Origin of the sequence: Pseudomonas sp. CFSAN084952 (assembly GCF_009648855.1) — a bacterium.
GTDB lineage: Bacteria > Pseudomonadota > Gammaproteobacteria > Pseudomonadales > Pseudomonadaceae > Aquipseudomonas > Aquipseudomonas paracarnis.
This window is the reverse complement of sequence record NZ_CP045767.1, coordinates 836,538-854,641: the sequence shown is the minus strand read 5'-3', so window position 1 is coordinate 854,641 and position 18,104 is coordinate 836,538. Positions and strand designations below refer to the sequence as shown.

Below are 18,104 nucleotides of genomic sequence, written 5' to 3'. Positions count from 1 at the left end.
GCTCGTTAAGCCCGATTTTTCGGCCTGGGGCTATGATTAGTCAATTTTCTATTTATTATCTTAATTATAAAAACTGCTTATTATCGAGCGATGCCATGCCCGAATCCCGCCGCGATATTCACCCCCTGCTCAACGACCGCCTGGACTGGAACCTGCTGCGCACCTTCCGCGTGATCGGCCAGGAACTGAGCATCAGCCGCGCTGCTGCCCGCCTGCATCTGACGCAACCGGCGATCAGCCAGGCGCTCAAGCGCCTGGAAGAACAGCTGGATTGCCAGCTCATCCTGCGCCGTGGCCCGCGCTTCGTACTCACCGAGGCGGGTGAACAGATCTTCGCCATTGCCGGGGAGATGTACGGCCAGGTTTCGCAGATGAGCAACGCCCTGCAAAAGCCGGGTGATGAAGTGATCGGCAAAGTGCGCTTGCTGATGATCAGCCGGATTAATTCCGACACTTTCGATGACTTTCTCGCAGGCTTTCATCGCGAGCACCCACGGGTAGACCTGGAGGTCGAAGTGATGCGCAGCTCCGACATTGTTGCCGCGCTGCTGGAAAAAACCGCGACCCTGGGGCTCAGCCTCAACCGCCGGCCACAACCGCGCCTGGAACAGCATCTGTTTCTGCGTCAGCGTTATGCGTTTTTTTGTGGGAAACACCACCCATTGTTCGGACGCACAGGGTTGGTCGAAGGGGATCTGCAATCGGAAAATTTCGTGAGCTTTACCAGCGACCAGATTGGCGGGATGCTCTCGCCGCTGACTATTTTCCGTGATCAGCAAGGGTTCGGCGGGCGGATTGTGGCGTCGTCATCCAGCCTGGAAGAAGTGCGGCGCCTGGTGATTGCCGGGTATGGCCTGGGATGCCTGCCGGTGCATGTAGTGGCCGAAGATGTGCAGAACGGGCTGCTCTGGCGGCTGCCGCCGGATGAGGGCATTGCGGATGTGGATATTCACGTGCTTTGGAACCGGGAGCAGAAGATGAGTCGGGCGGAGGGGGTGTTTATTGAGTGCCTTTTGGAGCGGTTGGCCAGAACATAATTGGCCGCATCCGAGTGCGCCAAAAAGCAGTTACAACTCACCGGATGCGCACCGAAGCGCGCACGGCTAGGATTGCAGCGAACTAAGCCAATGGCGTACATTAGCGATGATTTTCATTGAGACATCGGTCTTCACACGTCGCGTTAAAGAATTGATCGACGAAGATGCCTACACGGCCTTTCAGAACGTGCTTGTAGTGAATCCCGCTGCAGGCGATGTGATTGAGGGTACGGGCGGTATCCGCAAAATACGAGTAGCAGCCAAGAGCCATGGTAAACGAGGCGGGGCACGTGTGATCTATTACCACTTCGCCTCGGCATCACAGATTGTTTTACTGATGATCTATCCCAAAAATGAACAGCAGGACTTGAGCGCCGACGAACGCAAGTCACTGAAGGCTGCGATTGAGCACTGGAGATAGCTATGAGCCGACTTTTTGATGAATTGATGGAAAGCGTTCAAGAGATGAACGAGATCCTGCGCGGAGAACGGGAGCCATCCCGTGAATTTCATGTCGACTCAATGCGAGTTAAAGAGATCCGTAAGGCAACAGGGCTGACCCAGGCTAAATTCGCAGCGCTGATTGACGTTCAGCTCGGTACGTTGCGCAACTGGGAGCAGGGTCGTCGCGAACCTACTGGGCCGGCAAAGGCGTTGTTGAAAGCTATCCATAACGACCCGGTACATGTACTGAACGCGCTGGCTAGCTAAAATAAAACTCCCCCCCCTGCACCTTAAACATCGTCATAACCGGAAAAGCTCGGAGCTGACTCAACTTCGGGCTTTTTCGTTTGTGATGCTGAGTGAGGACTCTTCAAAAACCTCACATCGATAGCACTGATGATTACTATCGAAACGAGCGCCTGCTCGATTGCCAACACTGATTCCTATAATCGCCCCCAGCTTCCCTCTCCTGCGTCTGACCTCAGGCGACTTTCACCTTGGAATCCCACACCATGCCAAGCGCGAGCCAGGCCTCTAACGGCCTTCCCGAACATAATCAACAAAGCGTCAAACAGCAGTGGCTGGCGATTCTTTCGGTCGCCGTGGGTGCCTTTGCCCTGGTGACCAGTGAATTCCTGCCGGTGGGCGTACTCAACGACGTCGCCAGCGACCTGGGTATCAGTGCCGGTCACGCCGGATTGATGGTCACATTACCCGGCATCATGGCCGCCCTCGCCGCGCCGTTTCTGTCGGTCAGCATTGGCGCCATGGACCGTCGCTACCTGCTGATTGGCCTGACACTGGTGATGATCATCGCCAACTCGGTGGTGGCCTTTGCCACCGATTTCAGCCTGCTGCTGTTCGGCCGCGTATTGCTCGGCATCAGCATCGGCGGCTTCTGGGCCACCGCCATTGCCCTCAGCGGGCGGCTGGCGCCCAAAGGCGTGGGGGTTGCGAAAGCCACCTCGATCATCATGATGGGCGTAACCCTGGCCACCGTGTTGGGCGTGCCGGTAGGTACATGGCTCAGCGGCCTGATGGGCTGGCGCATGACCTTCCTGGTCACGGCGTTGGTGGGCATTCCGGTACTGCTGGCGCAGATCTTCCTGCTGCCGCGACTCACCCCGGAGAAAGCCATTCAGATCCGTGACCTGCCGGCTTTGTTTATCAACCCACAAGCACGGGTCGGGTTGATCGCCGTGCTGCTGATCGGTCTCGCACACTTTGCCGCATACACCTATGTCGCACCGTTCTTTAAACACAGCTCCGGCTTCGACGGACCGACGATTGGCTCGCTGTTGTTGCTGTATGGCGTGGCTGGGGTGCTGGGCAATATCTTCGCCGGCTTTGCCGCCAACCGCAGCGTACGCAACACCCTGTTGCTGGTCGCACTGATGATCGGCACCAGCACCGCGCTGTTCCCCTACTTCGCCACCGGCATGACCGGCGCGGCGATGCTGATCGCCCTGTGGGGCTTCGCCTTCGGGGCTTTCCCGGCCTGCGCGAGCATCTGGATGTTCGTCGTGGCGCCCAAGGATGTAGAACGCGGCATGCCGCTGTTTGTGGCGCTGTTTCAGGTGATCATTGCCCTGGGCTCGTTCTTTGGCGGGCGGATCGTCGACCAGATGGGCAGCTCGGTGTTGTTGAGCCTGGCCACGGTGTTGGTGGGTTTCGGATTTGCGACCGTGCTGGTGTTGGGACGCAAGGTGAGTAATAGCCTGGTGGCGCAGCCAGCCTGACCGGGTTGTAGGCGCAAAAAGCCTGCTGAGCATTGAGCTCAGCAGGCTTTTTTCGTTTCAGGGAGCAGGTATTTATTTGGCCGCGGGGAAATCACGCTCGAGGACAGCATCCACCAAGGCTTGCGCGTTCTCGATCAATTGAGCCAGGGCCATGATCACGGGCGACTGCGTGCTGACTGGATCTTCGGCGCATTGGTAGGCGGATTGAAGGGCGGATGAGAGGGTTTCGGTGGCGTTTATAAGGGTTTCTTCGGTGCCGACATCATCGGCTACGCAAAAGATTTTGCGTGCATGCCCTTCGGTAGAATCAGCGGTGATCTTATTCATGATGTAACCCCAGCCAACGCAACCCTGCACGAAAACTGCCGAACCTGCACAACGTAAGCACCTGTTTCGGCAAAGCTTGGTAACCAGAATCTCCACCGGGAACCTTGTGTGCATAAGCCTGCGAGCTAGTCTCAAAAAGTCGCCGCCGTGGCGACATACTGTCAAGGGTGCTGATATGCCAACGAGATATCGCGATGCGGTCACAGGTGAATACGTAACCGAGCAAGAGGCGAAGAAAAGACCAAGGGAAACGGTGAAAGAAACCGATAAAAAGCGCCCGGCAAAGCCGACGGCCAAAAAGTAGGATCAACAGATGAGAGCGACTGCCGTATGTCCAGACAAACTTGCCAATGAAACCCGATTGCTCCAATGTAATGACCAACGTCATTACACAAGGAGCTATCCCTTGGCATCTATCAACATTCGTATCGATGACGACCTGAAAGCTCGCGCCTACCTGGAGCTGGAGAAACTTGGTGTCACCCCTTCCGAACTGATACGCCAGGCGTTGCAATATGTTGCCGAGCGCGGCCAGTTGCCATTTAAGCCTGTGCTGATGACTGAAGAGGATGAAGCCTTGATGGCGACCGTACGTGAGCGTCTTGCATCGCCTCAACGCGTAAGGGTTTCTTTGGATGACCTATAGCCTTGATTTTGATGCGCGTGCATTGAAAGAATGACAAAAGCTCGGTGACACCCTCCGTCAGCAACTCAAAAAGAAGCTGGTCGAAATCCTGAACAACCCACGTATTGAGGCTAATCGCCTACATCGCCTGCCTGACTGCTACAAGATCAAACTGCGTAGTAGCGGGTACAGGCTGGTGTATCAAGTGATCGATCAGGAAATTGCGGTGTTCGTGGTCGCCGTTGATAAACGTGAGCGTGATCAGGCTTATCGCAAAGCGTCTGAGCGCCTTGATCAGCGTTAGGCAGGACTGGAAAATATCCCTGAAGCAGTCGCTGATAAAGACTGGAAATGAAAAAGCCCCGCAGCTTATTCAGCTGCGGGGCTTTTTCTATGTAATGGCGGAGAGATAGGGATTCGAACCCTAGGTACCGGTGAAGGTACAACGGATTTCGAATCCGTCCCATTCGGCCACTCTGGCATCTCTCCAACGGCGCGCATCATAACAGTGTGTTTCGCGGAAGCAAACCCCAAAGGTGATTTTTTTCCGTGCTATCAGATGCTTGCGTCGATTACAGCGGTACGCCGAGACGATTGGCGACTTCTTCGTAGGCTTCGATCACGTCACCGAGGCCCTGGCGGAAGCGGTCTTTGTCCATCTTCTTCTTGGTGTCCTTGTCCCACAGGCGGCAGCCGTCCGGGCTGAATTCGTCGCCCAGGACGATGGAGCCGTCGTGGAATACGCCGAATTCGAGCTTGAAGTCCACCAGCAACAGGCCGGCGTCGTCGAACAGCTTGGTCAGCACGTCGTTGACCTTGAGGGACAACTCCTTCATGCGCGCCAGTTGCTCAGCGGTGCCCCAGCCGAACGCCACGACGTGGGATTCGTTGATGAACGGGTCGCCCTTGGCGTCGTCCTTCAAGAACAGTTCGAACGTGTAAGGGTTGAGCTTGAGGCCCTCTTCCACGCCCAAGCGCTTGACCAGGCTGCCGGCGGCGTAGTTGCGCACGACGCATTCCACCGGGATCATGTCGAGCTTCTTGACCAGGCACTCGTTGTCGCCCAGCAGTTTGTCGAATTGGGTCGGGATACCGGCCGCTTCGAGCTTCTGCATGATGAAGGCGTTGAACTTGTTGTTCACCATGCCTTTGCGATCCAGTTGTTCGATGCGCTTGCCGTCGAACGCCGAGGTGTCGTTGCGAAACAGCAGGATCAGGCGGTTGGCGTCGTCGGTCTTGTACACCGACTTGGCTTTACCGCGGTAGAGTTCTTCACGTTTTTCCATGATGGGCTCCGCTTTGAGTAAGGTGGGCTAGGCGATGTGTCGCCAGTCGAGCCCTGAATCTTGATCGGCCAGTTGCAGCCAGTCCGGGTCGCACCCTAGGGTGTCGACAAAACATTGCCGGGCAAGCGTCGGCAGGTTGTTCTTGCTGCTGAGGTGAGCCAGGACCAGATGTTGCAGGTCTTGCCAGCCCAACTCGTACACCAGGTATGCGGCCTGGTGGTTGTTCAAATGTCCCAGCTCGCCGCCCACCCGTTGCTTGAGAAAGTAAGGGTAATGACCGCGTGCCAGCAGGTCTCGGCAGTGGTTGGACTCGATCATCAAGGCATCGAGGTCCCGGTAACCCTCCAGCACCTTGGCGCAATAAGAACCCAGGTCGGTGAGCACACCGAAGCGCCGCTCACCGTCACTGAATACGTATTGCGTCGGCTCCTGGGCATCGTGGGCAACCGCGACGACATTGATGCTCAGGGCACCGATTTGCAGTTGCTCGCCACCAGCCAGAAAACCTGCCGGCTCGATGGGTTTGCGCATCCCGCGCAACGTGCCGCGGCTCATGTACACCGGCAGATTGTAGCGCCGAGACAGTAAACCCACGCCATGCACGTGGTCGGCATGTTCGTGGGTCACTAGAATCGCGCTCAACTGCGCCGGGTGAACACCGAGGCGCAGCAGGCGTCGCTCGGTTTCTCTTAACGAGAAACCACAATCGACCAGCACATACGTGTCATCGTGGGCGACCAGCGTACCGTTCCCTTGGCTACCGCTGCCGAGAACGGCAAAACGCATCGGATCAGCCCAGGTTGTCTTGAATCACCCCCAACACTTTGCGCGCTGTTTCAGCTGGCGCGACGGTGTTGATGTTCTTCTCGACGGTGACTTGCACGCTTTCGCCCACCTTGCTCAAACGAACCTGATAACGCTCGGCACGGGTTTCGATCTCTTCCTTGGTCGGCGCGCTGCCGAACAATTTGCCGAAGAAACCTGGCTCGTCGTCCTTCTTCTCAGCCTTTTCAGCCACGTTGATGTAGTACAGGCCCAGGCTGCGGTTGATGTCTTCAACGCGCCAAGGGCCCTGCTCCAACGCGCGGCCAACACTGGCCCAGGCACGGTCGAGGTCTTCACCCAGGTTCAGCACGACGTTGCCACTGCCGTCTTCGGTGAGGCTGACGCGGCTAGGGGTGTCGTAATCACGGGCGGCGAGCAAGGATACGGAACCGCCCTTCTCGGAAATACGGCTCATGCTGGCGAGCATTTCGTCGACCAGCGCGGCGTCAACACCCGTGTTGACCGAACGTGGAGTGAAATCGACGTTGGCTGTGCTGCCTGCAGGACGCTCGGCGCTGACCACATAGACTTCGCTGGTGTTGCGCTGCACGCCTGGCTCGATGCGCACACGCACACGAGCTTCGCTGTCGGCGGCAACACCGCCCGCCAGCAGGCGCTGGGCCATGTTGGCGGACAGCTCGCGACCTTGCTGCCACGCGGTGGTGAACTCACCGGTCTGCGGGCGTTGCTGGTCGATGCTAAAACCGTTGTCCTGGAAGAACTGCACCGCCACCGGCCAGACCTCGGCAGGCGGACGCTGAGCCACGATCCAACGATTGTCGCCGCTTTTTTGCAGGCTGTAGTCGCTGGCATCGGCCACGGACATAATCGGCTGTGGGCGTGGCACTACGTACTCACCCTTGACCGTGTCGTCGGCAACGTTGCGTGGAATCGGCAGCAGCGGGTCAAGGCGCTTGGCGACATTGACATCAGGCGGCAGTTGCATCGGTTTGGTTGCTTGCGCTTCCAGGTAATCGCTGCCGCGGTCACGGAAGTAGCCTTCCGGGCCCCATACCCAACCGCAGCCACTGGTGCTGGAGATAATCAAGGCAAGTGCGGAAAGTCCGGCCAATCGCTTCATGCGTAGTGCTTCCTCAATTAAACCAGGACGCCGGACTGGCGCAGGGCCTGTCGCAGCGGTTCGTGACAGGCTTCGCTGAGGCGGGTGAGCGGCAGACGGATACCGTCCGGCATCAGGCCCATCTCAAACAGCGCCCACTTCACGGGAATAGGATTGGATTCGATAAACAGTGTCTTGTTGAGCGGCATCAGCTTCTCGTGGATCGCACGCGCGGTGGCTGCATCGCCCGCGATGGCGGCGGCACACATATCGCTCATGGCGCGCGGGGCCACGTTGGCGGTCACGGAGATGTTGCCCTTGCCACCCAGCAGGATCAGCTCGACAGCGGTGGCGTCGTCACCGGAATACACCAGGAAGTCGCTGCTCACGCCGGCCAGGATGTCCTTGGCGCGCTGCAGGTCGCCGGTGGCTTCCTTGATGCCGATGATGTTCGGCACGGTGGACAGGCGGATCACGGTCTCGGCCTTCATGTCGCACGCGGTGCGACCCGGTACGTTGTAGAGGATCTGCGGGATCTGCACGGCTTCGGCGATGGCTTTGAAGTGCTGGTACAAGCCTTCCTGGGTCGGCTTGTTGTAGTACGGAGTCACCAGCAGGCAAGCGTCGGCGCCGGCCTTCTTGGCGTTCTTGGTCAGCTCGATCGCTTCACGCGTCGAGTTGGCGCCCGTACCGGCAATCACGGCAATGCGGCCCGCTACGCGCTTGACCACGAATTCGATCACCTGGATGTGTTCTTCCACATCAAGGGTGGCCGATTCACCTGTGGTGCCGACCGCCACAATGGCGTTGGTGCCCTCTTGCAGGTGGAAGTCCACCAGTTTGCCCAGGCTGTCCCAGTCGAGACGACCTTGTGCATCCATGGGTGTGACCAGTGCCACCATACTGCCCGCAATCATGCAACCGCTCCTGCCGGAAAAAGAGAGCCGTAATGGTACTGGCGCCAAGATGCTTGTACAAGCGAAGTACCGCGTGAGGATGCGTTCTGGCGCAACTAAACGACGGGCAATGCCATCATTAGGCCAAAGCACCGCCCGAAGCGGGCTGATCACGCAATGAAAACGCCACCTCCTAGCCCTTGGCGACGCTTTTCGCTACCCTTGATCCTTTGATCGATACCGCCCACACGGTATCGACCGCTCATCGCTTTAGGAAGGCTGCATGTCCACCCCCACAGTTCGCGAACAATTCCTTGTTATCAGTGCCCTCGGCGCCAACCCCATGGAGCTGACCAACGTCCTGTGCCGCGCCAGCCATGAGAACCGCTGCGCCGTCGTGACCTCCCGCCTGACCCGCCATGGCGAGTGCAGTGCGCTGGTCCTGCAGATTTCTGGCTCCTGGGATGCCTTGGCGCGTCTGGAAACCGGCCTGCCAGGCCTGGCCAAGAAGCATGATTTCACCGTCAACGTGGTACGCAGCGCTGCCCTGGAAAACCGTCCCCAGGCCCTGCCTTACGTAGCCTATGTCAGCTCGGCCTACCGTTCGGACATCGTCAACGAGTTGTGCCAGTTCTTTATCGACCACAACGTCGAGCTGGAAAACCTGACCTGTGACACCTACCAGGCGCCACAAACCGGCGGCACCATGCTCAATGCCACCTTTACCGTGACCTTGCCGGCCGGTGTACAGATCAGTTGGTTGCGCGACCAGTTCCTGGATTTCGCCGATGCCCTGAACCTCGACGCCTTGATTGAGCCATGGCGCCCACAGAACCCAATGTAAGGAAGTACTTCTCTATGCCGGTAGCCATCGACACACCCGTGGCCGATTTCGAGGCCCAGGCCACCAGCGGCCAGACCTTCAGCCTTGCAGCCTTCAAGGGCAAGCAAGTGGTGATCTACTTTTACCCGAAGGACAGCACCCCTGGCTGCACCACCGAAGGCCAGGGTTTTCGTGACCAGTACGCCGCGTTCAAGGCCGCCAACACCGAAGTGTTCGGCGTGTCGCGTGACAGCGTGAAGTCCCACGAGAACTTCAAGGGCAAACAGGAATTTCCGTTCGAGCTGATCAGCGATAAGGACGAAGCGGTCTGCCAGCTGTTTGATGTAATCAAGTTGAAGAAGCTGTATGGCAAGGAATACCTGGGCGTGGATCGCAGCACCTTCCTGATCGACAGCCAAGGCGTCCTGCGTCAGGAATGGCGCGGCGTGAAAGTGCCGGGCCATGTTGATGCGGTTCTGGCGGCAGCGCAGGCGCTGAACAAGGCTTGATCTTGCCTCGATAAGGCCTTCAGGCCTTGCGCAACCAATAACGGTACACACCCTCGGCGGCGTCTTCATGCTCCAGGGTGTGGCCGGCCAGCTTGGCAAAGGTGCGAAAATCACGCTGGGAGCCGGCGTCGGTGGCAGTCACCTTGAGCACGGCACCACTGGCCATTTTATTGAGCTCCAGCTTGGCCTTGAGCAATGGTAAAGGGCAGTTCAGACCGCTGGCGTCGAGTTCGGCGTCACAGGCTACAGCGTCGGTCATGGTGTTACTCCAGGCAAACATTCGGGCTGCTTAGAATATCTGGTCCCAAGCTCAGTGTCCGGCTACAGTAAGCTCTTTGTCGAAAGGCTTTGTGCATGACTTTTTTGCGCCCTACCCTGCTGACGCTGGCCTGCCTGCTGGCCTCCCCGGCCTTCGCTGACGACCTGCCGTCACTTGGTGATGCCAGTTCTGCCATTGTCTCGCCGCAACAGGAATACCAACTGGGCCGCGCCTGGCTGGCCTACCTGCGCGGCCAGGTTTCGCAACTCAACGACCCGCAACTCAAGGATTACGTTGAAACCAGCGTGTACAAGCTGGTGGAGACCAGCCAGGTCAATGACCGGCGCCTGGAATTCATCCTGATCAACAGCCCACAGCTCAACGCCTTTGCGGCTCCCGGTGGGATCGTCGGGGTCAACGGCGGCCTGTTTCTCAATGCACAGACCGAAGGTGAATACGCGTCGGTACTGGCCCACGAACTGGCACACTTGTCCCAGCGCCACTTCGCCCGAGGCGTGGAAGCGCAATCACGCATGCAACTGCCGATGATGGCCGCCCTGCTTGGGGGCATTATCGCCGCTGCTGCGGGTGCCGGTGATGCCGGTATCGCCGCGATTGCCGGCTCACAAGCCGCCGCGATCCAGGAACAGCGCCGCTTCTCCCGCCAGAACGAGCAAGAGGCCGACCGCATCGGTATTCTCAACCTGGAGAAAGCCGGCTACGACCCGCGCTCCATGCCCACCATGTTCGAACGGCTGATGCGCCAATACCGCTTCGACGCCAAGCCGCCGGAATTCCTGCTGACTCACCCGGTAACCGAATCGCGTATCGCCGACACCCGCAACCGCGCCGAACAAGCCAAACCTGGCGGCAAGGAAGACAGCCTGCGCTATCAATTGATTCGCGCACGGGTGCAGCTCAAATACGAAGACACGCCAGGTCTGGCCGCCAAGCGCTTCCAGGCACAGCTGGATGAAAACCCTAAAAATGATGTAGCGCGTTATGGCCTGGCCATCGCCCAGATCAAGGGTACTCAACTCAAGGAAGCGCGGGAAAGCCTGGCGCCGTTGCTGGCCAAGGCGCCTAACGACATCACCTACAACCTGGCCCAAATCGAACTGGACATCACCAGCAACCGCATGCCGGATGCGCAACAACGTACCGACCGCATGCTCACCCAGTACCCCAGCAACTATCCATTGAACCAGGTGCGGGTAGATCTGTTGCTTAAACAGAACCGTACCGCCGATGCAGAAAAGGCGCTGGACGGGCTACTCAAGTCGCGGCCGGACGATCCGGACGTGTGGTATCAGGTTGCTGAAACCCGCGGTTTGTCCGGCAACATTATTGGCCTGCATCAGGCTCGCGCTGAATATTTCGCATTGGTGGGGGATTTCCAGCAAGCCATCCAGCAGTTGGACTTTGCCAAGCGGCGTGCTGGCAATAACTTCCCGCTGTCCTCGCGCATCGACGCCCGTCAGCGTGAGCTGATCGAACAGGAGCGCCTGGTGAAAGGCATGATGAGCTGAACCCGCCGCCCACAAAAAAGCCCCGCTGCCGTTAACCGGCAGCGGGGCTTTTTTATAGGTCTAGCGGATTACTCAGCCAGCTTGAAGGTGATGAAGCTGGCACGGCCTTGACGCAGGACGCGCATCGACACCGAGCGATTCTTCGGCAACGCCTTGGCGATGTCGGCGAACTCCTTGGTGGTATCGATTGCCTGGTTGTTCAAGTGGGTGATCACGTCACCCGGTTGCAGGCCGATCAAGGCGGCTGGGCCGTCCTGAACTTCCTTGATCACGACACCGCTTTGCAGGTCGAAGGTTTTCTTCTGTTCGGCGGTCAGTTCAACCACGGCGATACCCAGGCGGTTGCTGCTGCGCTCGGCACCTGGCTTGGCGTTGCCCAGGGCGTCCAGGGTCGCGCCTTCTTCCGGAATTGCCCCAACGGTCAGTTCGACGTTCTGGCGCTTGCCGTCACGAATCACTTCCAGCTTGGCTTTGCCGCCGGCCTTGAGCGCGCCGACCAAATGAGGCAAGTCTGCCGACATGATGATCGGCTGGCCGTTCATGCTCAGGATTACATCGCCCACTTTCAGGCCGCCTTTGGCCGCAGGGCCATTGTCCTGAATCTGCGCAACCAGGGCACCGGCCGGCTTGTCGAGACCGAAGGACTCAGCCAGGTCCTTGTTCACTTCCTGGATTACCACGCCCAACCAGCCGCGGCTGACCTTGCCGCCGCTTTTGAGCTGATTGGAGACATCCATGGCCACATCGATCGGGATCGCGAAGGACACGCCCATGAAGCCACCGGAGCGGGTGTAGATCTGCGAGTTGATCCCCACCACTTCGCCGGCCAGGTTGAACAGCGGGCCACCGGAGTTACCCGGGTTGATCGGCACGTCGGTCTGGATGAACGGTACGTAGTTCTCGTTTGGCAGGCTGCGACCGATGGCACTGACGATGCCTTGGGTAACGGTGTGGTCAAAGCCGAACGGTGAACCGATCGCGACCACCCACTGACCGGCTTTCAGGTCCTGAGACTTGCCCAGCTTAAGCACCGGCAAATCCTTGCCATCGATTTTGAGCAAAGCCACGTCGGAACGTGGATCGGTGCCAATCAGCTTGGCCTTGAGTTCACTGCGGTCGGCCAGGCGCACGAGAATCTCGTCGGCATCGGCAATCACATGGTTGTTAGTGAGGATGTAGCCGTCAGGCGAAATGATGAAGCCGGAGCCCAGGGACTGGGCTTCGCGCTGACCACCGCCACCACGGGGAGAGCGAGGTTGGGGCATCCCGCGTTCGAAGAACTCGCGCAACATGGGCGGCAAGCCTTCCAGGTCGGGCATCTGCTGGTTCGAGACTTTGCGATCCGGCAGCTTCTGCGTGGTACTGATGTTCACCACGGCAGGCGAGGCCTGCTCCACCAGCTGGGTGAAATCAGGCAGCTCGACCGCTTGCGCAGGTAAGGCCTGACCCAGCACCAGCACTGTGGCGACTATGGATAAGTAAGACTTCAAACGTGGTATCGACATACAGCTCCCGTTACGACGAGCAGGGTTAAGCGACAGGGTTCAATAAACGCCGGATACTGCGAGTGGCATTTTTGCTCCGCGAACAAACAAGGCCAGAGCCATCAAACCCTGACCTATAAAAAACATGGGAAGTTTTTGCAAGTGAAAATGCTGTCCAGAGATTTCATACGCCCAGCACCCAACGAAATTCGGGCCCAGATTGATAGACCAGGATGAACATAAGATTAACAATCTCAGGGCTTGGCGGCGGCTTTTTCACCACGCACCGACAACGCGATACGTTCAGCTGTGCCGATGGGAATTTCGCCCACCACCGTAACCATCATTTCGCCATCCACCGTATTCAATCGCCGGGATACTGCCACGGTCGGCCCAAGCTGAGCGCGGGTTTCATTTACATCAGCGCCGTTGGCTGACTCAAGAAACACCGAAAAACGCGCGAGCCCATCGTCATACATCAGGCTGTCGACGGTAGATTTCGTTTGGGAATCTTTGCGCGTAGCGCTGCTGATCTGTTGGAAACCAGGCGGTAGCCAGTCCAGATGCCACTTTTGCGTGGCAGACATGTCAGGAGATTTAGCGGCGGACATTGTTACCGGCGAACAGTCGCTGCCGGGCTGCAAGCTCTGCTCAGAAGGAGTGGCCGAAGTATCCAGGCGGGTGAACTGAAAACGCTCCAGCAACTGCCCCTGGTCATTTAGCAGCAAGGACTTGAGCGGCAGCGCAGTTTCACGGTCCAAGTGTAATTCAAACCCATAACGGTAGGGGTCACGCGGGCTGATCGACACAATCACCGCATTACGACCGGCCACACGGGATTTGCCAATGACGGCCAGATCGTAGAATGAAGTGAGTTTTTTTGGATCAAGAATACGCGAGGGTGCCTCAGGCGAATGACCGAGACCGGCAACCAACGTGCCACTGACACATTGTGCCCGACCATCAACCCTGACCGCTTCTTGGGCGGAGCCGTCAAGTTGCAACAATCGTTCACGGACATGACCATCCTGGACGCGGTGCCAGATGTCATGGGTTGAAAAACTGCCGTTACGTTCGTAGACAAACGTACCTTCGAAGCTTTGCTGCTGCTCTGCACGCCCAAGTCGAGTCAGCCAGTCTTGGGCTTCATCGGCATGGGCGGATAGTGCAAACCAACTACTGAGCAAAAGCGCAAGGAGCGGTATGGCGCGCATAGGGCTCCTTAGCGAATCAGCGGTTTTCCTGGCTTGCTGCGCGAGCGTATGGCAGAGCGCTTTCAGTGCCTTTGGCGGCCGATTCCTGCGCATGTTGACGCAGGTAGCCTGGAAGGCGCTGATCTTGCCAGCCGGATTGCCCCTGAAGTACACCATTGGCCATAGGGCCGGTGGTATCGGTGCTTTCCTTGTAGCCAGCCAGCACGGCCGGGCCTTTGACTTGCGGACCGGCCATGACCGGCTGCTGAGTCTGCTGGGCCAGCTCGTTGCCTGCGATCTCGTCCTGGTTGTACAGGCGAACGCCTGCCAACACAGCAACGGTCACCGAGGCGGCCACTGCCAGACGACCCAGGCTACGCCATGGACCACGCGAGGCTTTTGCCGGAACGGCTTCATCCGCCAGTGCAGCAGAAACGGCCGCAGCAATATCCAGACGAGGGATTAGGAGATCCTTGTGCATCACCGCCCGAGCGACTTGGTAACGAGACCAGGTATCACGGGTTTCGGCGTCATCAAATGCGTTGAGCACTCGACGAAGTTCCAGTTCATCCGCTTCGTTATCCATCACTGCGGACAGCGATTCCTGCAGGGCATCACGACTCATGGCGGTTCCTCTCTTGGCTGTCGCCGCTGTCTTTAGTTTTCCTGCAACAACGGTTGCAAGGCTTTGTCGATGGCTTCTCGGGCCCGGAAAATCCGTGACCTCACAGTCCCCACCGGACATTGCATGACGCTCGCAATGTCTTCGTAACTCAGACCATCGAATTCACGTAAAGTTAACGCCGTACGCAAATCTTCTGGCAGTTGCTGAATAGTGCGATGAACGGTGCCTTCGATCTCGTCGCGCAGCAATGCACGCTCCGGCGACTCGAGATCTTTGAGGCCGTGATCACCATCGTAAAATTCTGCATCTTCTGAACTGACATCACTGTCTGGTGGGCGGCGACCGCGTGACACCAGATAGTTTTTCGCCGTGTTAATGGCGATGCGGTACAGCCACGTATAAAACGCACTGTCACCGCGGAAATTTCCAAGTGCACGGTAAGCCTTGATAAAGGCTTCCTGTGCAACGTCCTGCGCTTCATGGGTGTCGTGCACAAACCGCACGATCAACCCGAGAATTTTGTGCTGGTATTTCAGCACTAGCAGATCAAATGCTCGCTTATCACCGCGCTGTACGCGCTCGACCAGCTGCTGATCCTCTTCCTGGGTTAGCATGAACACTCCTCGTTGTACTTGAAGGAGGCTTGCATAACTAAACGATCAGGCTTGCAAACATAGACTCGGGCTTTTCGCAAAAGTTCTCCCCCTTCAAGCAAGTTTCCGGCATGCACTGATTTGGCACACACGAAAAACGCAGCACGGTCGGTGCCGGCTGCGCGAATAATCTTGTCGCCGGTTTCGTGACGCGTCCAATGCTCCCGACGGGCCAATAAACTCAACGTTTTCCCAGCTTTCGGGCAACCTGCTATTGAGTCGGGGCTTATGCAAAAAGTTCCCGTCCCGCCAACCGGCCGTTTCCCAACGCTGCGCAGCATAATCTCACAATGCCACGAAGGCGTGGCTATTGTGCCGCTCCACCCCTCTATATACTAGTGGCCCGTGTGACCCTTTGATTCGCCGATCCAGGCGTCCTGTTTGCGCCCCCCTTTGGATCGCTTTTTGCGGAATCCGTCAAATGAGCCAACAGTTTCAACACGATGTCCTCGTCATCGGCAGCGGCGCCGCCGGCTTGAGCCTGGCCCTGACCCTGCCCAGCCATTTGCGTATAGCGGTTTTGAGCAAAGGCGACCTGGCCAACGGCTCGACCTTCTGGGCCCAGGGCGGCGTGGCTGCGGTGCTGGACGACACAGACACCGTGCAATCCCACGTCGAAGACACCCTTAACGCCGGCGGTGGCCTGTGCAACGAAGACGCCGTGCGCTTCACCGTCGAGCACAGCCGGGAAGCCATCCAATGGTTGATCGACCAAGGTGTGCCCTTCACCCGCGATGAACATGCCGGCAGCGACGACGGTGGCTTTGAGTTCCACCTGACCCGCGAAGGCGGCCACAGCCATCGCCGAATCATTCACGCTGCCGATGCCACCGGGGCCGCGATTTTCAAGACCCTGCTCGATCAGGCCCGCCAACGCCCCAACATCCAATTGCTGGAGCAGCGCGTCGCCGTCGACCTGATCACCGAAAAACGCCTGGGCCTGCCGGGCGAACGCTGCCTGGGCGCCTACGTACTGAACCGCACCAGCGGTGAAGTCGATACCTATGGCGCACGCTTCACCATTCTCGCCTCGGGCGGCGCCGCCAAGGTCTACCTCTATACCAGCAACCCCGACGGTGCGTGCGGCGACGGCATTGCGATGGCCTGGCGCTCGGGCTGCCGGGTCGCCAACCTGGAGTTCAACCAATTCCACCCCACGTGCCTGTATCACCCGCAGGCCAAGAGCTTCCTGATAACCGAAGCCCTGCGCGGCGAAGGCGCACATTTGAAGCTGCCCAATGGCGAACGCTTCATGCAGCGCTTCGACCCACGCGCCGAGCTGGCACCACGCGATATCGTCGCCCGCGCCATCGACCACGAAATGAAGCGCCTGGGTATCGACTGCGTGTATCTGGACATCAGCCACAAGCCCGAAGCCTTCATCAAGACCCACTTCCCGACCGTCTACGAACGCTGCCTGACCTTCAATATCGACATCACCAAGGGCCCGATCCCCGTGGTGCCGGCCGCGCACTACACCTGCGGTGGCGTGATGGTCGATCAGCATGGCCGCACCGACGTGCCGGGCCTGTATGCCATCGGCGAAACCAGCTTCACTGGCCTGCACGGCGCCAACCGCATGGCCAGCAATTCATTGCTCGAATGCTTCGTGTATGCCCGCTCGGCGGCAGCGGACATTCTTGAGCAACTGCCGCGCATCCCGGTACCAGCCGCCCTGCCCCGCTGGGATGCGAGCCAGGTCACTGATTCGGACGAAGACGTGATCATCGCTCACAACTGGGACGAGCTGCGACGCTTCATGTGGGACTATGTGGGCATCGTGCGCACCAACAAGCGCCTGCAAAGGGCGCAACATCGGGTGCGCTTGCTGCTGGATGAGATCGACGAGTTCTACAGCAACTACAAGGTCAGCCGCGACCTGATCGAATTGCGCAACCTGGCCCAAGTGGCCGAGCTGATGATCCGGTCGGCCATGGAGCGCAAGGAAAGCCGCGGCTTGCATTACACCCTCGACTATCCACAGATGCTGCCCGAAGCCCGGGACACTATCCTGGTGCCAACCACCTACGCCGGCTGAACTTCAGGCGTACCCGCAGGCGCCGGTGCACATCGGCGGCCTGTGCATCCCTTGGCACGCAGATGGACCGCACTCGCCGTTCACCCTGCGCCCGGTAACGCAACACCACGATCAGCGGCAACGCCAGGCTGTCGGGCCGCAGTTGCACAGGGTGCCACCCGCGTGCGGCGCTCCATAATTGCCAGCCATCGTCGTCACGGCGCAGGCCACGAATCGACGAACGGTGAGTGAGCAGAATTTGCCGCGGTAACACCCAGGCACAATGAGCCAGGCATAACAGGATGCCCAGGCTTGAGTAAGGCAGGTTTAGAACCAGCAGGCTGCCCAGCGCGATCAGTTGGGCAAGCACATAGGCCGCCAGCAACAGCCGCGAGGCCTGCCAGCGGCATTCGAAACGATTACTTGGGCTGGACACGGTCCAGGATCATCCGAACCATGCGCTGCAGCTCCGGGTCTTCGGATTCGGCGCGCTCCATGAACCAGCCAAACATGTCCTGGTCTTCGCACGTAAGCAACCTGACGTAGAGGTCGCGGTCCACCTGATTGAGCGTCGCGTACACCTCTTTGGTGAAAGGCACCAGCAACACATCCAGCTCCAGCATGCCGCGACGGCTGTGCCAGTAGAGGCGATTGATTTCTACATCTTCGACCATGGAGCCCTCCTAAAATAGAGCGCAAGTATACAGCCCAGGCGACACCGGAACAGTCGGCTTTGGTCGACCGCGACGAAACTATGCATTTGCCGGACGCCC

21 protein-coding genes, 1 tRNA gene and 1 pseudogene are annotated in these 18,104 nt (G+C 58.6%); 10 read left to right on the top strand and 13 right to left on the bottom strand.

From position 1 onward, the window contains the following. The first annotated feature begins 95 nt into the window (after positions 1-95). The 4 genes from GH769_RS03970 (at position 96) to GH769_RS03955 (ending at position 3,220) form a co-directional block, all read left to right on the top strand. The gene (locus tag GH769_RS03970) at positions 96-1,037 is read left to right on the top strand and encodes a LysR family transcriptional regulator (RefSeq protein WP_014717448.1); all 942 of its coding nucleotides are present in this window, start codon (positions 96-98) and stop codon (positions 1,035-1,037) included. 106 nt (positions 1,038-1,143) lie between these two features. Next, positions 1,144-1,458 (top strand): type II toxin-antitoxin system RelE/ParE family toxin, encoded by a 315-nt coding sequence (locus tag GH769_RS03965; protein WP_032903171.1) that lies wholly within the window; start codon positions 1,144-1,146, stop codon positions 1,456-1,458. Between the two features lie 2 nt (positions 1,459-1,460). Continuing rightward, on the top strand, positions 1,461-1,748 hold the full coding sequence (gene nadS / locus GH769_RS03960; protein WP_014717446.1) for a NadS family protein: 288 nt from the start codon (positions 1,461-1,463) through the stop codon (positions 1,746-1,748). A 245-nt stretch (positions 1,749-1,993) separates the two neighbouring features. Continuing rightward, a complete protein-coding gene (locus GH769_RS03955; protein WP_014717445.1) occupies positions 1,994-3,220 on the top strand; it encodes an MFS transporter in 1,227 nt (408 codons plus the stop codon). A gap of 72 nt (positions 3,221-3,292) precedes the next feature. On the opposite strand, the gene GH769_RS03950 is transcribed toward GH769_RS03955, so the two are convergent. Beyond that, on the bottom strand, positions 3,293-3,547 hold the full coding sequence (locus GH769_RS03950) for a DUF6124 family protein (RefSeq protein WP_032903173.1): 255 nt from the start codon (positions 3,545-3,547) through the stop codon (positions 3,293-3,295). Between the two features lie 406 nt (positions 3,548-3,953). Between GH769_RS03950 and GH769_RS03945 the strand changes: the two genes are divergently transcribed. Together GH769_RS03945 and GH769_RS03940 are read left to right on the top strand one after the other, a co-directional pair. After that, positions 3,954-4,193 (top strand): type II toxin-antitoxin system RelB/DinJ family antitoxin, encoded by a 240-nt coding sequence (locus tag GH769_RS03945; protein ID WP_014717442.1) that lies wholly within the window; start codon positions 3,954-3,956, stop codon positions 4,191-4,193. Then, a pseudogene (locus GH769_RS03940) lies at positions 4,183-4,476 on the top strand (type II toxin-antitoxin system RelE/ParE family toxin). The gene GH769_RS03945 and the pseudogene GH769_RS03940 overlap by 11 nt, the downstream one beginning before the upstream one ends. A 95-nt stretch (positions 4,477-4,571) precedes the next feature. On the opposite strand, the gene GH769_RS03935 reads toward GH769_RS03940, so the two are convergent. From GH769_RS03935 to dapA, 5 genes are all read right to left on the bottom strand, one after another. After that, a tRNA-Ser gene (locus GH769_RS03935) sits at positions 4,572-4,661 on the bottom strand. Between the two features lie 83 nt (positions 4,662-4,744). Further along, complete coding sequence (gene purC / locus GH769_RS03930) at positions 4,745-5,458, bottom strand: phosphoribosylaminoimidazolesuccinocarboxamide synthase (RefSeq protein WP_005786030.1); 714 nt, start codon at positions 5,456-5,458, stop codon at positions 4,745-4,747. 27 nt (positions 5,459-5,485) lie between these two features. Beyond that, a complete protein-coding gene (locus tag GH769_RS03925; RefSeq protein ID WP_014717370.1) occupies positions 5,486-6,244 on the bottom strand; it encodes an MBL fold metallo-hydrolase in 759 nt (252 codons plus the stop codon). 4 nt (positions 6,245-6,248) lie between these two features. Continuing rightward, positions 6,249-7,364 (bottom strand): outer membrane protein assembly factor BamC, encoded by a 1,116-nt coding sequence (gene bamC / locus GH769_RS03920; protein ID WP_014717369.1) that lies wholly within the window; start codon positions 7,362-7,364, stop codon positions 6,249-6,251. A 17-nt stretch (positions 7,365-7,381) separates the two neighbouring features. Then, a complete protein-coding gene (dapA, locus tag GH769_RS03915) occupies positions 7,382-8,260 on the bottom strand; it encodes a 4-hydroxy-tetrahydrodipicolinate synthase (protein WP_014717368.1) in 879 nt (292 codons plus the stop codon). Between the two features lie 262 nt (positions 8,261-8,522). On the opposite strand from dapA, the gene GH769_RS03910 reads away from it, so the two are divergent. Both GH769_RS03910 and GH769_RS03905 read left to right on the top strand, forming a co-directional pair. Then, a complete protein-coding gene (locus GH769_RS03910) occupies positions 8,523-9,083 on the top strand; it encodes a glycine cleavage system protein R (protein WP_003189463.1) in 561 nt (186 codons plus the stop codon). 14 nt (positions 9,084-9,097) lie between these two features. Beyond that, positions 9,098-9,571: a peroxiredoxin gene (locus tag GH769_RS03905; protein ID WP_014717367.1), complete on the top strand. Its 474-nt coding sequence runs from the start codon at positions 9,098-9,100 to the stop codon at positions 9,569-9,571. A gap of 19 nt (positions 9,572-9,590) precedes the next feature. On the opposite strand, the gene GH769_RS03900 is transcribed toward GH769_RS03905, so the two are convergent. After that, the gene (locus GH769_RS03900; protein WP_014717366.1) at positions 9,591-9,830 is read right to left on the bottom strand and encodes a sulfurtransferase TusA family protein; all 240 of its coding nucleotides are present in this window, start codon (positions 9,828-9,830) and stop codon (positions 9,591-9,593) included. 95 nt (positions 9,831-9,925) lie between these two features. Between GH769_RS03900 and GH769_RS03895 the strand changes: the two genes are divergently transcribed. Further along, the gene (locus GH769_RS03895) at positions 9,926-11,359 is read left to right on the top strand and encodes a M48 family metalloprotease (protein ID WP_003189458.1); all 1,434 of its coding nucleotides are present in this window, start codon (positions 9,926-9,928) and stop codon (positions 11,357-11,359) included. A 68-nt stretch (positions 11,360-11,427) separates the two neighbouring features. Here GH769_RS03895 and GH769_RS03890 read toward each other — a convergent pair whose 3' ends face one another. The 4 genes from GH769_RS03890 to rpoE all read right to left on the bottom strand — a co-directional run bounded on the left by GH769_RS03890 (position 11,428) and on the right by rpoE (position 15,275). Next, positions 11,428-12,864 carry a DegQ family serine endoprotease gene (locus GH769_RS03890; protein WP_014717365.1) on the bottom strand — a complete coding sequence of 479 codons (1,437 nt, stop codon included), beginning with the start codon at positions 12,862-12,864 and terminating at the stop codon, positions 11,428-11,430. Between the two features lie 233 nt (positions 12,865-13,097). Continuing rightward, positions 13,098-14,057: a MucB/RseB C-terminal domain-containing protein gene (locus tag GH769_RS03885; protein ID WP_032903174.1), complete on the bottom strand. Its 960-nt coding sequence runs from the start codon at positions 14,055-14,057 to the stop codon at positions 13,098-13,100. Between the two features lie 16 nt (positions 14,058-14,073). Then, the gene (locus GH769_RS03880; protein WP_003189451.1) at positions 14,074-14,661 is read right to left on the bottom strand and encodes a sigma-E factor negative regulatory protein; all 588 of its coding nucleotides are present in this window, start codon (positions 14,659-14,661) and stop codon (positions 14,074-14,076) included. 32 nt (positions 14,662-14,693) lie between these two features. Continuing rightward, positions 14,694-15,275 carry an RNA polymerase sigma factor RpoE gene (gene rpoE / locus GH769_RS03875; RefSeq protein WP_003172477.1) on the bottom strand — a complete coding sequence of 194 codons (582 nt, stop codon included), beginning with the start codon at positions 15,273-15,275 and terminating at the stop codon, positions 14,694-14,696. A gap of 460 nt (positions 15,276-15,735) precedes the next feature. On the opposite strand from rpoE, the gene nadB reads away from it, so the two are divergent. Further along, entirely contained in the window at positions 15,736-17,352 is a 1,617-nt protein-coding gene (gene nadB, locus GH769_RS03870; protein ID WP_003189449.1) for an L-aspartate oxidase, read from the top strand. Here the strand turns inward: nadB and GH769_RS03865 are convergent. Both GH769_RS03865 and GH769_RS03860 read right to left on the bottom strand, forming a co-directional pair. After that, positions 17,321-17,767, bottom strand: a complete 447-nt coding sequence (locus GH769_RS03865) for a protein YgfX (RefSeq protein ID WP_003189446.1) — start codon at positions 17,765-17,767, stop codon at positions 17,321-17,323. The two genes, nadB and GH769_RS03865, sit on opposite strands and share 32 nt — an antisense overlap. Then, complete coding sequence (locus GH769_RS03860) at positions 17,751-18,005, bottom strand: succinate dehydrogenase assembly factor 2 (RefSeq protein ID WP_014717362.1); 255 nt, start codon at positions 18,003-18,005, stop codon at positions 17,751-17,753. Before GH769_RS03860 ends, GH769_RS03865 begins: the two co-directional genes overlap by 17 nt. Positions 18,006-18,104: the final 99 nt, after the last annotated feature.

Coding starts and splice junctions, on each gene's coding strand:
- GH769_RS03925 (WP_014717370.1), bottom strand. CDS start 6,244: ATGCGTTTTGCCGTTCTCGGCAGCGGTAGCCAAGGGAACGGTACGCTG.
- GH769_RS03895 (WP_003189458.1), top strand. CDS start 9,926: ATGACTTTTTTGCGCCCTACCCTGCTGACGCTGGCCTGCCTGCTGGCC.
- GH769_RS03860 (WP_014717362.1), bottom strand. CDS start 18,005: ATGGTCGAAGATGTAGAAATCAATCGCCTCTACTGGCACAGCCGTCGC.
- nadS (WP_014717446.1), top strand. CDS start 1,461: ATGAGCCGACTTTTTGATGAATTGATGGAAAGCGTTCAAGAGATGAAC.
- GH769_RS03890 (WP_014717365.1), bottom strand. CDS start 12,864: ATGTCGATACCACGTTTGAAGTCTTACTTATCCATAGTCGCCACAGTG.
- nadB (WP_003189449.1), top strand. CDS start 15,736: ATGAGCCAACAGTTTCAACACGATGTCCTCGTCATCGGCAGCGGCGCC.
- GH769_RS03905 (WP_014717367.1), top strand. CDS start 9,098: ATGCCGGTAGCCATCGACACACCCGTGGCCGATTTCGAGGCCCAGGCC.
- bamC (WP_014717369.1), bottom strand. CDS start 7,364: ATGAAGCGATTGGCCGGACTTTCCGCACTTGCCTTGATTATCTCCAGC.
- GH769_RS03900 (WP_014717366.1), bottom strand. CDS start 9,830: ATGACCGACGCTGTAGCCTGTGACGCCGAACTCGACGCCAGCGGTCTG.
- purC (WP_005786030.1), bottom strand. CDS start 5,458: ATGGAAAAACGTGAAGAACTCTACCGCGGTAAAGCCAAGTCGGTGTAC.
- GH769_RS03955 (WP_014717445.1), top strand. CDS start 1,994: ATGCCAAGCGCGAGCCAGGCCTCTAACGGCCTTCCCGAACATAATCAA.
- GH769_RS03885 (WP_032903174.1), bottom strand. CDS start 14,057: ATGCGCGCCATACCGCTCCTTGCGCTTTTGCTCAGTAGTTGGTTTGCA.
- GH769_RS03950 (WP_032903173.1), bottom strand. CDS start 3,547: ATGAATAAGATCACCGCTGATTCTACCGAAGGGCATGCACGCAAAATC.
- dapA (WP_014717368.1), bottom strand. CDS start 8,260: ATGATTGCGGGCAGTATGGTGGCACTGGTCACACCCATGGATGCACAA.
- GH769_RS03880 (WP_003189451.1), bottom strand. CDS start 14,661: ATGAGTCGTGATGCCCTGCAGGAATCGCTGTCCGCAGTGATGGATAAC.
- GH769_RS03910 (WP_003189463.1), top strand. CDS start 8,523: ATGTCCACCCCCACAGTTCGCGAACAATTCCTTGTTATCAGTGCCCTC.
- GH769_RS03965 (WP_032903171.1), top strand. CDS start 1,144: ATGATTTTCATTGAGACATCGGTCTTCACACGTCGCGTTAAAGAATTG.
- rpoE (WP_003172477.1), bottom strand. CDS start 15,275: ATGCTAACCCAGGAAGAGGATCAGCAGCTGGTCGAGCGCGTACAGCGC.
- GH769_RS03970 (WP_014717448.1), top strand. CDS start 96: ATGCCCGAATCCCGCCGCGATATTCACCCCCTGCTCAACGACCGCCTG.